This is a genomic window from Rhodococcus sp. MT28 (assembly GCF_058792695.1).
In genome coordinates, this window is sequence record NZ_JBXAFD010000005.1 from 518015 (window position 1) to 531527 (window position 13513).

Annotated in this window: 12 protein-coding genes; 8 read left to right on the forward strand and 4 right to left on the reverse strand. The window is 64.5% G+C overall.

Features of this window, described 5'->3' with window-relative positions; genetic code table 11:
* Positions 1-57: 57 nt before the first annotated feature.
* A complete protein-coding gene (ligA, locus tag AC1Q6C_RS22350) occupies positions 58-2139 on the forward strand; it encodes an NAD-dependent DNA ligase LigA (RefSeq protein ID WP_007729389.1) in 2082 nt (693 codons plus the stop codon).
* 47 nt (positions 2140-2186) lie between these two features.
* Positions 2187-2675 carry a GNAT family N-acetyltransferase gene (locus tag AC1Q6C_RS22355; protein ID WP_003944764.1) on the forward strand — a complete coding sequence of 163 codons (489 nt, stop codon included), beginning with the start codon at positions 2187-2189 and terminating at the stop codon, positions 2673-2675.
* Between the two features lie 13 nt (positions 2676-2688).
* Here AC1Q6C_RS22355 and AC1Q6C_RS22360 read toward each other — a convergent pair whose 3' ends face one another.
* The gene (locus AC1Q6C_RS22360; protein ID WP_003944719.1) at positions 2689-3339 is read right to left on the reverse strand and encodes an ACT domain-containing protein; all 651 of its coding nucleotides are present in this window, start codon (positions 3337-3339) and stop codon (positions 2689-2691) included.
* Between the two features lie 280 nt (positions 3340-3619).
* On the opposite strand from AC1Q6C_RS22360, the gene gatC reads away from it, so the two are divergent.
* Both gatC and gatA read left to right on the forward strand, forming a co-directional pair.
* A complete protein-coding gene (gene gatC, locus AC1Q6C_RS22365) occupies positions 3620-3919 on the forward strand; it encodes an Asp-tRNA(Asn)/Glu-tRNA(Gln) amidotransferase subunit GatC (protein ID WP_003944747.1) in 300 nt (99 codons plus the stop codon).
* The gene (gene gatA / locus AC1Q6C_RS22370) at positions 3916-5394 is read left to right on the forward strand and encodes an Asp-tRNA(Asn)/Glu-tRNA(Gln) amidotransferase subunit GatA (protein WP_030535403.1); all 1479 of its coding nucleotides are present in this window, start codon (positions 3916-3918) and stop codon (positions 5392-5394) included. The genes gatC and gatA overlap by 4 nt, the downstream gene beginning before the upstream one ends.
* 57 nt (positions 5395-5451) lie before the next feature.
* On the opposite strand, the gene AC1Q6C_RS22375 is transcribed toward gatA, so the two are convergent.
* Together AC1Q6C_RS22375 and AC1Q6C_RS22380 are read right to left on the reverse strand one after the other, a co-directional pair.
* Positions 5452-6840, reverse strand: a complete 1389-nt coding sequence (locus tag AC1Q6C_RS22375) for an alpha/beta-hydrolase family protein (protein WP_230359748.1) — start codon at positions 6838-6840, stop codon at positions 5452-5454.
* A complete protein-coding gene (locus tag AC1Q6C_RS22380; protein WP_230359749.1) occupies positions 6837-7511 on the reverse strand; it encodes a hypothetical protein in 675 nt (224 codons plus the stop codon). The genes AC1Q6C_RS22375 and AC1Q6C_RS22380 overlap by 4 nt, the downstream gene beginning before the upstream one ends.
* A 164-nt stretch (positions 7512-7675) precedes the next feature.
* On the opposite strand from AC1Q6C_RS22380, the gene AC1Q6C_RS22385 reads away from it, so the two are divergent.
* The 4 genes from AC1Q6C_RS22385 (at position 7676) to gatB (ending at position 12306) form a co-directional block, all read left to right on the forward strand.
* On the forward strand, positions 7676-8950 hold the full coding sequence (locus AC1Q6C_RS22385; protein ID WP_209448591.1) for a sensor histidine kinase: 1275 nt from the start codon (positions 7676-7678) through the stop codon (positions 8948-8950).
* A gap of 9 nt (positions 8951-8959) precedes the next feature.
* Positions 8960-9622, forward strand: a complete 663-nt coding sequence (locus AC1Q6C_RS22390) for a response regulator (RefSeq protein ID WP_007729374.1) — start codon at positions 8960-8962, stop codon at positions 9620-9622.
* Between the two features lie 115 nt (positions 9623-9737).
* Positions 9738-10769 carry an ATP-dependent 6-phosphofructokinase gene (locus AC1Q6C_RS22395; protein ID WP_047271265.1) on the forward strand — a complete coding sequence of 344 codons (1032 nt, stop codon included), beginning with the start codon at positions 9738-9740 and terminating at the stop codon, positions 10767-10769.
* A 25-nt stretch (positions 10770-10794) separates the two neighbouring features.
* Entirely contained in the window at positions 10795-12306 is a 1512-nt protein-coding gene (gene gatB / locus AC1Q6C_RS22400; protein ID WP_007729370.1) for an Asp-tRNA(Asn)/Glu-tRNA(Gln) amidotransferase subunit GatB, read from the forward strand.
* A gap of 88 nt (positions 12307-12394) precedes the next feature.
* On the opposite strand, the gene AC1Q6C_RS22405 is transcribed toward gatB, so the two are convergent.
* On the reverse strand, positions 12395-13441 hold the full coding sequence (locus AC1Q6C_RS22405) for an NAD(P)-dependent alcohol dehydrogenase (RefSeq protein WP_042447438.1): 1047 nt from the start codon (positions 13439-13441) through the stop codon (positions 12395-12397).
* Positions 13442-13513 lie beyond the last annotated feature (72 nt).

Genomic DNA, 13513 nt, shown 5'->3' on the forward strand with positions numbered 1-13513 from the left:
TGTGGTGTGTCGGTGTGAACCGATAATCTTCTAGCTGTGACTGAAACCGCGGATGCAATGCAGCCAGCGCCCAACGAGGCGCGCGAGCAGTGGACGGAGCTGGCCGAAGAGGTACGCCAGCATCAGTTCCGCTACTACGTTCGTGATGCGCCCGTCATTTCGGACGGTGCATTCGACACATTGCTCGGGCAGCTCAATGCTCTCGAAGAGCAGTACCCGGATCTGCGAACTCCCGACTCTCCGACGCAACTCGTCGGTGGCGGATTCGCGACGGACTTCACGTCCGTCGACCACCTCGAGCGGATGCTCAGCCTCGACAACGTCTTCGACGAGTCGGAGCTCCGAGCATGGATCGCCAAGGTAGAGCAGGAAACCGGGCCGGAACTGCACTATCTCTGTGAAGTGAAAATCGATGGTGTCGCCCTCAACCTCGTCTACGAGAACGGCAAACTCGTTCGTGCCGCAACCCGCGGTGACGGTCGTACGGGCGAGCTGGTCACGCTCAACGCTCTGACGATCAACGACATCCCGGAGCGCCTTACCGCCACGGACGAGTACCCGATTCCGAGCCTGCTCGAGGTGCGTGGCGAGGTGTTCTTCCGCCTCGAGGACTTCGCAGCACTCAATGCCTCCCTGGTGGAGGAGGGGAAGGCGCCGTTCGCCAATCCGCGCAACTCCGCGGCGGGCTCCCTGCGTCAGAAGAATCCTGCCGTCACCGCGCGTCGCCGCCTCGGAATGATCTGCCACGGGTTCGGGCGCATGGAAGGTTTCGAGCCGGCCTCGCAGTACGACGCCTACGTGGCCCTCGCCGCCTGGGGTCTGCCGGTGTCCACGCACACCTCACGGGTGGTCGGCGCCGACGCCGTGGTCGAGAAGATGAAGTACTGGGGAGAGCACCGCCACGACGTCGAGCACGAGATCGACGGATTGGTGGTCAAGGTAGACGAGATGTCGTTACATCGACGTCTGGGCACCACGTCGCGCGCACCACGGTGGGCGATCGCATACAAGTACCCGCCGGAAGAGGTCACGACCAAGCTCCTCGACATCCGGGTCAGTGTCGGACGTACGGGTCGTGTGACGCCGTTCGCGTACATGGAACCCGTCACGGTGGCGGGTTCCACTGTGTCCTTGGCCACGCTGCACAACGGCTCGGAGGTCAAGCGCAAGGGTGTGCTGATCGGCGACACCGTGGTGTTGCGCAAGGCCGGAGACGTCATCCCCGAGGTTCTCGGTCCCGTGGCAGACGTTCGTGACGGTACCGAGCGCGAGTTCGTCATGCCGACGCATTGTCCCGAGTGCGGCACGTTGTTGGCACCCGCGAAAGAGGGCGACGTCGACGTGCGATGCCCCAATCAGCAGTACTGCCCGGCGCAGTTGCGCGAGCGCGTGTTCCACGTCTCGGGGCGCGGTGCATTCGACATCGAGGTGCTCGGTTACGAGGCCGCGACCGGGCTGTTGGAGGCGAAGGTCATCGGCGACGAGGGCGATCTCTTCTCACTCGACGCCGAGAAACTGATCGAAGTTCCGATCTTCCGCACCAATGCGGGATCCCTGTCCGCCAACGGAAAACGCTTGCTGGCCAACCTGGATTCGGCCAAGGACAAGCCGCTGTGGAGAGTGCTTGTGGCACTGTCGATTCGGCACGTCGGCCCCACTGCCGCGAGGGCGTTGGCCGGCGAATTCGGCTCGCTGCAACGCATTCGGGAAGCCTCGGTCGACGAGTTGGCTGCAGTGGACGGCGTCGGATCGACTATCGCCGCCGCCGTCGTGGAGTGGTTCTCCGTCGACTGGCATCAGCAGATCGTCGACAAGTGGGCGTCGGCCGGAGTACGCATGGAGGATGAACGCGACGATTCGATTCCGCGCAATCTCGAGGGCCTCTCGATCGTCGTCACCGGTTCGCTCGAGACCTACTCGCGTGATCAGGCGAAGGAAGCGATTCTGGTGCGCGGCGGTAAGGCGGCAGGGTCGGTCTCGAAGAAGACTGCGTTTGTCGTCGTCGGTGAAGCGCCCGGTTCCAAGCACGACAAGGCGGTCGAATTGGGTGTGCCGGTGCTCGACGAAGACGGCTTCCGGCGGTTGCTCGAAGATGGCCCGGATGCGGTCGCTCCCACCGATTTGGACGAACCAGAGTGACTTTGTCCGATTTCTGAGATTGGTGTGCTGGGTGCGATAGTGACGCCATGATCGAGATTCGTGAAGTTCTACCGGCTGAGTTCGAGACCGTCGGGGAGCTGACTGTGCAGTCGTACGTGGGTGGCGGATTTGTCGCCGGCGGATCGCCGTACGCGGAGCGCCTGCGAGACACCGCAACTCGGGTGGAGCAGGGCCGGGTGCTGGTTGCGGTTCTCGGTGACGAAGTCGTGGGCTCGTTGACGATCGCAGAACCCGGCACGCCCTTCGCGGATGTTGCGCAGAAGGGCGAACTCGAGTTCCGCATGCTCGCAGTCTCGCCGCAAGCTCGGGGATCGGGCGCCGGAACCGCATTGGTTCGCGCAGTGATCGCCGAAGCCTACGACCGCGGCGATCACTCGGTGGTCATCTCGACGCAGCCCGAGATGGTCGATGCCCGTCGTATCTACGACCGCAACGGTTTCGTCCCCGATCCCGAGCGGGCGTGGGAGCCGATTCGCGGTATGGAACTGACCGTCATGGTGCGCGGCCTGGCCTGATCAGCCAGCCTGGTCAACCCAGTACCGTCGCCACGATTCCTGCGAGGTAGCCGAGGCGGGCTATCTCCGAAGGGCGGAATTCGGGCCCACCGGGACGACCGAGCATGAGGACTCGATTGCCGGAGCCGAGAGGTGCGGCAGCGAGGCTGGTGTTCATGTCGCGCCATACGTCCGGAACCCAGTCGGCCTCGCCGTCGAGGGCGGTGGGCTTGTCCAGTGGCATCCACGGAATGTCGGTGGCGTGGGTTTCCGGCGCGCCGGCGCTACCGACGACGCGGTACGCACCGTGCTTGCCGATGTCCGCGACGACGCACCAGCCGACTCGCAGTACACGCGGCGCGCCGTCGACGAGGACCTGTAGTCGATCGTTTCGGGCCGTCGCAACGGAATCTATGAGTTCGAGCTCACGGTGAGTGTCGAGAATCCCGGCGTAGGGGCGGATCGAATCGACCAGCACGTCCGGTAGATGCTCGGCAGCGGTGATCAAGGTGTCGGGCAGCGCGCCCGGTTCGACGTCGACCACGAGGTCGTCGATGGCAAAACCGTCACCTCGTTCCACGACGTCGAGGGAGAGGATGTCTGCGCCCACGGATCCGAGAGCTACGGCGAGCGCGCCGAGGCTGCCTGGTCGATCGGGCAGTTGGACGCGAAGCAGGTACGACACGTGCGTGCCTTTCGCTGATCGGTTCTCGCCCGGATCACGTCGACCCGGGCCTGACTCATCTTTGCACTTGCCCAACCTGCGATGGTGGGCGCCGCGGCGGCGTCACGCCAGATGCACATGCTTGTCACACGAGCGAAACACACTGCGGGCTTTCGGCGTGGCGATCGACACAGTGAGCGTGCTCGTCGTTCGATACAGCGGGCGTGCTTACAGGTCTGTCGCGGCGAGCAACTAGGCTGGACCGGCAATGTTCACGTCCTCTTCCGAAAGGGGCCCCGCGGTGCCTGCCATCTCCCGTGACGAGGTCGCGCACCTCGCGCGGCTGTCCAGACTCGCCCTGTCCGATGCCGAACTCGACGAGTTCGCCGGTCAGTTGGATTCGATTCTCAACCACGTCAAGGTGGTCACCGAGGTTGCGGCCGACGACGTCCCGCCCATGGCGAATCCCAATGCCGTCACCAACGTGACGCGCCCCGACGTGATCGTGCCCGGGTTGACCCCCGAGCAGGCATTGTCCGGAGCACCCGCAGTCGAACAGGATCGCTTTGCGGTTCCGCAGATCCTTGGAGAGGGCGAATGACCGATCTGACCACGCTGGACGCCGCTGAGCTGGCCGGCAAGATCCACTCGCGTGAGGTGTCCTCGGTAGAGGTCACGCAGGCGCATCTCGACCGCATCGCGGCCGTCGACACCGAGTACCACGCCTTCCTGCACGTTGCAGGCGAACAGGCTCTCGAAGCCGCCGCAGCAGTGGACAACTCGCTCGCGGGCGGAAACGAACCCGCTTCGGCACTCGCCGGCGTTCCGATCGCGTTGAAGGACATCTTCACCACGACGGACATGCCGACCACCTGTGCGTCGAAGATTCTCGAAGGCTGGGTCGCGCCGTACGACGCGACTCTGACCTCCAAGCTGCGCGCTGCCGGCATCCCGATCCTCGGCAAGACGAACCTCGACGAGTTCGCGATGGGCTCTTCGACCGAGAACTCGGCCTTCGGCCCGACGCGTAACCCGTGGGACGTCACCCGCATCCCCGGTGGTTCGGGCGGCGGCAGTGCGGCTGCGCTCGCGTCCCGTCAGGCCCCGCTGGCCATCGGCACTGACACCGGCGGTTCGATCCGTCAGCCCGCTGCGGTCACCGCGACGGTCGGAACCAAGCCGACGTACGGAACCGTCTCGCGCTTCGGACTCGTCGCGTGCGCGTCCTCGCTCGATCAGGGCGGCCCCTGTGGTCGCACCGTGCTCGACACCGCTCTGCTGCACGAGGTCATCGCCGGACACGATCCGCGTGACTCCACGTCCATCGACGCCCCCGTGCGTCCGGTCGTCGCCGCCGCACGCGAAGGTGCAAACGGCGACCTGCGCGGCGTCAAAGTCGGTGTGGTCAAGGAACTTCACTCCGACAGCTACCAGCCCGGCGTCATCGCTTCCTTCGATGCTGCCGTCGAGCAGCTCAAGGCACTCGGTGCCGAGGTTGTCGAGGTCTCGTGCCCGAGCTTCGAGCACGCGCTCGCGTCGTACTACCTGGTGCTGCCCAGTGAGGTCTCGTCCAACCTGGCTCGCTTCGACGCCATGCGCTACGGACTGCGTGTCGACGACGGCAACATGAGTGCCGACCAGGTCATGGCGGCAACCCGCGCCGCCGGTTTCGGTCCGGAGGTCAAGCGCCGCATCATGATCGGTACCTACGCACTGTCCTCGGGATACTACGACGCCTACTACGGTTCGGCGCTCAAGGTTCGTACGCTCATCGCGCGCGATTTCGACAAGGCCTACGAGAAGGTGGACGTACTGGTCTCGCCGACCAGCCCGTTCACGCCGTGGAAGTTGGGGGAGAAGGTCGGCGATCCGTTGGCCATGTACCTCTCCGACCTGTGCACGCTGCCGACCAACCTGGCCGGACACTGCGCGATGTCGGTGCCCTCGGGCCTGTCCGCGGACGACAACCTGCCGGTGGGCTTGCAGATCATGGCGCCCGCCATGGCTGACGAGCGCCTCTACCGTGTCGGTGCGGCCTACGAAGCTGCACGCGGCCCGATAGCGACTGCAGTCTGACCTGTTTGCTGTGCGCCTTTATCAACCCCCCGCGGTTAATAAAGGCGCACAGCAGTTTCAGGAGCAAGTTCTCAGGGCCGTCCCCTGATCGGTTCCGTAGCGATGGCCGTGACCGGCGGGGACACCGAGCGAACCGAGCATGTCGACGGTGGTCTGCAAGAACGTGACACCCGGGATCCACTGCGGGATCGGTGCATCTTGCACGGCACGGCTCAGATCCGGCTTCTGCGTCGCGAGGGCGGGGGACCACCACACCACCGGGTCGGAAGTGTTCGCTAGGACGGTTGCGCCGTCCGTCCGTGTCGCGCCGGCCGGGGGACCTGCCCACAACACGTCGCACGGGACGATGGGACTGCCCTCGGACAGTGCGGCGCTGCCGCCGACGGCGCCGAGGCTCTGTCCGTAGAGGAACAGGTCCGGTCGATCCTCGGCGGGCATAGCGGCAATGTGGCTGCCGACGGCGGTGAACAGAGCGGTTGCCGATTCTTCGGCGTCGTCGCGGCTGAACAGGAATGTCGCCCAACTGGGTGCGTCGGAGTATTGCTGCCCGACTATTGCGACGTCGCCGCCGAACCGTTGCTCGATACCGGCGACTGCATGCGTGTCGATCCACCCCGATCCGGTCGGAACGGCCACTACGACGCTGTTGCGGGCAAAGCCGCCGACGCGATCGAGTTCGCTCACCGCGAGCGCGGCACGTGATGCAGTGTCGGGTGCCGAATCCAAACCGGCGTAGACGCGCACCGAGTCTTCGCCTGCTGCGACGAACTTGCGTCCCTCGGCACCCATCGAGGTCCACGAGATGAGCGATTCGGAGCTGCCTGTCGCGGAGGCCGAAAGTGGCTGTGTCAGAGCAGTGTCGATGTACGCGTTGGACTTGTCGAACGAATCGGCGAGGCCGTTCCACACGACGGGACCGACTACCAACTGCACCCCGAGAACACCCATGACCAGTGCGCCGACGCTCCGCGCGAAACCCATCCACCGCAGCGCCTTCGAAATTCCGATCCCGATGCCCCAGAGACCAAGTGCGGTCAGTGCTGCAATGCAACCCGCCTCCGCCCAGTGGAGAAGTCCGGCAGACGGTGCGCCCATCGCCGCTCGCAACGAGTTCTGCCAACCGGCGGCGGCGAACATCGCAACTGCGGTGCCGGCAGTCGACAACCCGAACGCGGTGATGCGCCAATGACGTTCGTCGAATCGGGCCTTGACCCGGTCGGGGACGAGCCGACGGGCTACCGCGGAGAACGCCCACATCGCCAGTAGTCCGGCCGCGACGAGCAGACCGCTGAACACCCCTTGTAGTACGGCTGATCTCGGCAGCAGTCCGGGAGCAAGTGAGATGGCGGACATCGCTGCCACGGCGACGCTCGTGGACACTCGGGGGAGTGCGAGCGCCCCGACTCGGGCGAGGACGGGGGTCCGTGACGCATTCAGAACGCTCATGCTGCAATCGCTTTCGGGGAGAAGGAGAACTCGTTCGACGGGTCGAGGCGCCGCGATCGCATCAGGGTGAAGCCGAGGGCGGAGACTGCCAGAACGCCGGCCGTGCCGTAACCGAATCCCGATTCCGCGACCGGCGTCAGATAGCTTTGGCGCCAAGAATTTCCGTTCACCGCTGTGACAGCTACATCGGCCATCGCGAAGCAATACCCTCGTGAGAGAAAGGACGTGCGGTCTTCACACGCGGCATGCATTCGCTGGTCGAGCTGACCGTCGAGGACCTGACGTGCCCACGGCCCCAGTTCCGTTCCGTGCGAATGCGCGTAGCGGAGTAGGTCGTAGCCGAGATCGTGCGCTTTGCAGGCCGAGTCGAATTCGTCGGGAAGTGGGACCGGCGACGAGCAGTCGCCGTGGGGATTGGCGAGGTATCCGTCGACGACGGCGGGGGTGTAACCGGCGAATGCCGCAAAGTCCGCCGGGATGGTGGTCGCAGCGTCAGCGGCATCCGCAGTAGTCACGGTGGCGATCGCCCTGGATGCGTTCGAATTCTCGGTGCGCGGCGACTGGGCTCCGCTCGCTCCGGCAGTGACCGTGATCGCTGCCGTTGCAGCCAGCGCCAGGGCCGTCCAGGTGCCGGCGCTTCGAGAGATGTCTTTCACCCGTGTGATCCGCATGCCGTTCACGCTATGAACGGACAATCCTGGCGGTCATCGCTCTGTGGAGGGGTTCTCCGACGCGCATTCGGGTGAGAATTCCCTCCCCGGTGATACCTCGGAGGTAGGGGGATCTCACTCTGCAGTATGAGGACTTTCGGGGTTCGCCTTCATAGGCTTGACGAGTGATCAAGGTCCGTAGGAAGAACAAGGGTGCACCGGATGTGCCCGCGCCGACATACGCCACCGCCGGGTCGATGCTGTCCGGCCTCGACGGGGCGGTCGTTCATTCGGAGAAAGTGCGTCGGGCAACCAGTTTCGTGGCCCGCGGTCAGTTCTGGAACATCGTCATCGTAGCGATCACCCTGATCCTCTATTCGATTGCCTGGCCGACACTGCAACTGACGCATCATGTTTCGCCGCCGATCATGCCCTTCGTCGCCGCGTTGGCTGCATTTCCGTTCGTCCTGATCCGGATCAACGCTCCGTTGGGGTGGGCGGTGTCGGCGGTCTCGGCGTTGATCATCCCGTTGGTGTTCGACAACACTCCCGGTTACGACTACCCGTGGCAGGTCGTCCACATCATCGTGCTGATGTCGTTGCTGGCCGCAGTGAGTCTGCGGGCGCCCATTCAGGTTGTCGGTGTCGCCTGGATCGCCACGGTGCTGCTCTTTCTCGGCAACGCCCCGGGAAGCGACGGCGCCGGTTGGGCTGTCGGGCTGAGTGCCCTGGTCGTCTTCTGCCTGTTGATCCGCTGGTTGGTCCTCTCGCGCCGCCAGTTGGCCAAGCAGGAGGAAGTCAGCGAACTCGAACGCACTCGACGCACGATCCTCGAGGAGAAGGCGCGGATCGCGCGCGACTTGCACGACATCGTGGCCCACCACATGTCGATGGTGGTCGTGCAAGCTCAGAGTGCGCCGTACAGACTCGATGCAGTCACTCCGGAGATCCGAACCGAATTCGAATCGATAAGTGAGACAGGGCGAGCAGCGCTCAACGAGATTCGTGGTCTCCTCGGAGTACTGCGCAGCGACGGGGACCACATGGTGACAGCTCCGCAACCGGGCGTCGACCAGTTGGACGAACTGTTGCTCGGCAGTACCCGTGCCGGTTTGCCGGTATCGTGGCGAGTCGACGGCGATCGAGCGTCGGTCTCGGAATCCACGGGCCTTGCGCTCTACCGGATCATTCAGGAGTCGATCACCAACGCGGCCAGGCATTCGCCAGGCGGACCCATCGAGGTCGCCGTGGCCTTCGGTCCGCAATCGGTGAGCGCGCTCGTGAACAACGGACCTTCGCCATTGGGTGGCAATCAGCACTCGGCGTCGGAAACCACTGGTGGCAACGGAATCCGCGGAATGCGAGAGCGGGCTTCGGCGGTGGGCGGCATGCTGCTGGCAAACCGGCGACAGGACGGAGGGTTCGAGGTCCGGGCCGAGTTGCCGTCGATGCCCGCCTAGGCTGTCCGAGTGCCCATCACAGTATTCATCGCAGACGACCAGGCGATGGTTCGACAAGGGTTCGGAGCCCTACTCTCCGCCCAGCCCGACATCAGCGTGATCGGCGATGCGCCGGACGGCAAGATCGCCGTCGCCGAGGTCGCGCGATTGCGTCCGGATGTGGTCTTGATGGATGTTCGCATGCCCGAGATGAACGGACTCGACGCTGCCCGCCAGATTCTGTCCGCCGGATGGGAACCGCCGGTGCGAGTCCTCATGCTCACCACTTTCGACATCGACGACTACGTCTACGAGGCCCTGAGCGTCGGAGCGAGCGGGTTCATGCTCAAGGACGCACCGGCTGAGGAACTGATTCGGGCGGTACGCGTCGTTGCCGAAGGGCAGGCCTTGCTGGCGCCGACGGTGACTCGGCGTCTGATTGCCGATGTGACCAGCCGGCGGGCGGCCCCGCGCGCACGGCCCGCAGCGCTGGACGCCCTGACCCCGCGTGAGCGCGAGGTCCTCGAACTGATCGCCCGCGGATTGTCCAACGTCGAGATCGCCGAGCGGCTGTTCGTCGCCGAGCAGACCGTCAAGACCCATGTCGGGAAGGTGCTGTCGAAGCTCGATCTGCGCGATCGCGCCCAGGCAGTCGTGTTGGCGTACGAAAGCGGGCTCGTCACGCCAGGTTAGTGATCCCGTACGGCGCGGCGTTGCGGCTCGGCAACGCCGCTATCCTGCGGCAATACGGTGACTGGGGGAAGATGGACACCAAGATCCACAATCCGGTCACGAGAGGTGCTGCACTATGCGAATCGGAATCCTCACGGGCGGCGGCGACTGCCCGGGCTTGAACGCGGTCATCCGCGCCGTCGTACGTACGTCGGCCGGTCGTTACAGCAGTACCGTGGTCGGATTCCGGGACGGCTGGCGAGGATTGCTCGAGGACCGCAAGGTCCCGCTCGACTCCGATGACCGCATCAACCGCATCCTCACCCGCGGTGGCACGATCCTCGGCACCGCTCGCGTGAACCCCGACAAACTCCGTGCGGGCCTCGATCAGATCAAGCAGACTCTCGACGACAACGGGATCGACGTCCTGATCCCGATCGGCGGCGAAGGCACACTCACCGCGGCCAGTTGGCTTTCCGAGAGCGGCGTACCCGTGATCGGTGTGCCCAAGACGATCGACAACGACATCGATTGCACTGACGTGACTTTCGGTTTCGACACCGCCTTGGCTGTCGCCACCGACGCCATCGACAGGCTCCACACAACCGCCGAATCGCACCAGCGCGTCATGCTCGTCGAGGTCATGGGCCGGCATGCGGGCTGGATCGCGCTGCAGGCCGGACTGGCGTCGGGGGCACACCTGACTCTGGTTCCGGAACAGCCGTTCGACGTCGACGAGGTGTGCGCGATGGTCAAGAAGCGCTTCCAGCGTGGCGACTCCCACTTCATCTGCGTCGTGGCTGAAGGTGCGATGCCCGATCCCGCGTCGATGACCCTGCGCGAAGGTGGCATAGACGAGTTCGGCCACAAGATCTTCACCGGTGTCGCGCAGCAGCTCGGAAACGAGATCGAGCGCCGGATCGGCAAGGAAGTTCGCACCACCGTCCTCGGGCACATTCAGCGCGGTGGCACCCCGACGCCGCACGACCGCATCCTCGCCACTCGCTTCGGCGTTCATGCCACCGACGCAGCTCACCGCGGAGATTTCGGTCAGATGGTCGCGTTGCACGGAACGTCCATCGACCTCGTTCCGCTCGCCGAGGCGACCCGCAAACTCAAGACGGTGCCCAAGGAGCGCTACGAGGAGGCAGCCGCATTCTTCGGCTGAGCCGCAGACGCATAAACTGATCACCATGACTGCTGTCGATGCGCCCGACATCCTCGATTACGACGAAGTACTGACCAAGTACGAGCCTGTGATGGGTATGGAGGTGCACGTAGAACTCGGCACCGCGACCAAGATGTTCTGCCCGTGCCCCACCGAGTTCGGTGCCGAACCCAATACCCAGGTGTGCCCGGTCTGTCTGGGCATGCCCGGTTCGTTGCCGGTGGTGAACGCAGCCGCTGTCGAGTCCGCGATCCGGATCGGCCTTGCGCTCAACTGCTCCATCACGCCGTGGGGCCGATTCGCACGCAAGAACTACTTCTACCCGGATCAGCCGAAGAACTACCAGATCTCCCAGTACGACGAGCCGATCGCAACCGAGGGTTACCTCGACGTGATCCTCGACGACGGCACGACGTGGCGCGTCGAGATCGAGCGCGCCCACATGGAGGAGGACACCGGTAAGTCCCTCCACGTGGGTGGCGCTACCGGTCGTATCCACGGTGCCAGCCATTCGCTGCTCGACTACAACCGTGCGGGCGTTCCCTTGGTGGAGATCGTCACCAAGACCATCCACGGTGCCGGTGAGCGCGCCCCCGAGGTTGCTCGCGCGTACGTCACGGCGCTTCGTGATCTGCTGAAGTCCCTCGACGTCTCCGACGTCCGCATGGATCAGGGATCGATGCGCTGCGACGCCAACATCTCCCTCATGCCGATCGGTTCCACCGAACTGGGGACCCGCACCGAGACCAAGAACGTTAACTCCCTCAAGAGCGTCGAGGTCGCAGTTCGCTACGAAATGCGCCGTCAGGCAGCAGTTCTCGACGCCGGCGGTGAGGTCATCCAGGAGACCCGCCATTTCCAGGAAGGCGACGGCACCACCGCAGCGGGACGCCGGAAGGAAACGGCCGAGGACTACCGCTACTTCCCGGAACCGGATCTCGAGCCCGTCGCTCCGAGCGCCGAGTGGGTCGAAGAACTGCGCGGTACCTTGCCGGAGCTTCCCTGGATTCGCCGTGCGCGGATCCAGAAGGACTGGGGAATCTCCGACGAGGTCATGCGCGACCTCGTCAACGCCGGTGCCATCGATCTGGTGATCGCGACCACCGAGGCCGGTGCTTCGCCCGAGGCAGCGCGCTCCTGGTGGCTGTCCTACCTGTCACAGCAGGCGAACACCCGTGGCGTCGAACTCGGCGCTCTGCCGATCACCCCGGCGCAGGTTGCCCAGGTCGTAGCTCTCATCGACAGCGGCAAGCTCAACAACAAAGTGGCTCGCCAGGTCGTCGATCACGTCCTCGACGGCGAGGGTGACCCGGAGCAGGTTGTCGCGGCCCACCCGGAGTTGGTCGTCGAACGTGACGAAACCAAGCTCAAGGCAGCCGTCGACGAAGCGCTCGCAGCGAACCCCGACATCGCGGACAAGATTCGCAGTGGCAAGGTGCAGGCCGCCGGAAAGATCGTCGGCGACGTCATGAAGGCCACTCGTGGACAGGCAGACGCGGCTCGTGTGAAGGAACTTGTCATCGAGGCGTGCAGCTAGCGCACACTGAATTTCTGACACTGATGCCCGGCCGAATCGAATTCGGCCGGGCATCAGTGTTTTTCGCTGTCGTTTTGCCGCTGTCGGTCTACAGACCAGGGACCACAACCGCGCGGCCGCTGAGCGTTCCGGCGGCCAGTCGTCGATACGCTTCGGCGCCGTTGTCGAGACTGAAGGTCTCCACCGCGATGTCGAAGATGCCGGCGTGCGCCAGGTCGATCAATTCGATCAGCTCGTTGCGGGCACCCCAGTACGGAACTGTCACAGAAGCCTCGTAAGGACTTTGGAAGAACCCGACTTTGGCATGGGCCTGCCCGTCGCCGATCCCGACGATCGTGACGTCCGATCCGACGCCGGCGACAGCCATCGCGGTGTCGATGGTGGGCTGATAGCCGACGAAGTCGAGAACCAGTGCGGCGCCCTGACTTCCGGTGATCCTGCGGACGTTCTCGGCCGCGTCCTTGTCGGACAGAACCACTTCGTGAGCGCCTACCTTGGTTGCCAGTTCGAGCTTGTCCGCGCTCACGTCGAGTGCGATGACGGTTGCTGCCGAGAGGTGGCGGAGGAGTTGGATGGCGACATGGCCGAGACCGCCGGTACCGATGACGACGGCGTACGAGCCACCGCGAAGTTTCGGCAGTGAACGCTTGATCGCGTGATACGGAGTCAGACCGGCGTCGGTCAGCGGCACCGTCTTGACCGGGTCGAGGTCGCCGATCGGGACGAGGTGGCGAGGTGAATCGACGATCATGAATTCGGCCAACGCGCCGGGTGCACCGAGACCCGGAGGATTGATGCCGAGTTCTTTTGCTCGAGAACAGTAGTTTTCGAGTCCTTGCGAGCAGTGCCAACAGCTGCCACAGCCCCAGGGTCCGTAGACGACGACATTGGTTCCGATGTCGAGTCCTTCGACGCCCTCGCCGACGGCCGCGACCCGGCCGGCGCCTTCGTGGCCGAGCGTGAGAGGAAGGCCGTAGGTGTACTGCTCTTCGGGCAGGCTCATGATGAAGTCGTCCGAGTGGCAGACGCCGGCAGCGGTGACTTCCAGGAGCACTTCACCTGGACCGGGCTCGGGTTTGGGAATCTCCGTGAGTTCGGGTTCTGCGCCGATTCTCGTGTACTGGATTGCCTTCATACCGACTCCTTTGTCGTGGTTGGCCAACCGGTCCTGGCAAATGCGTGGTGTTTAGCCCCGCTAACAAAAGAG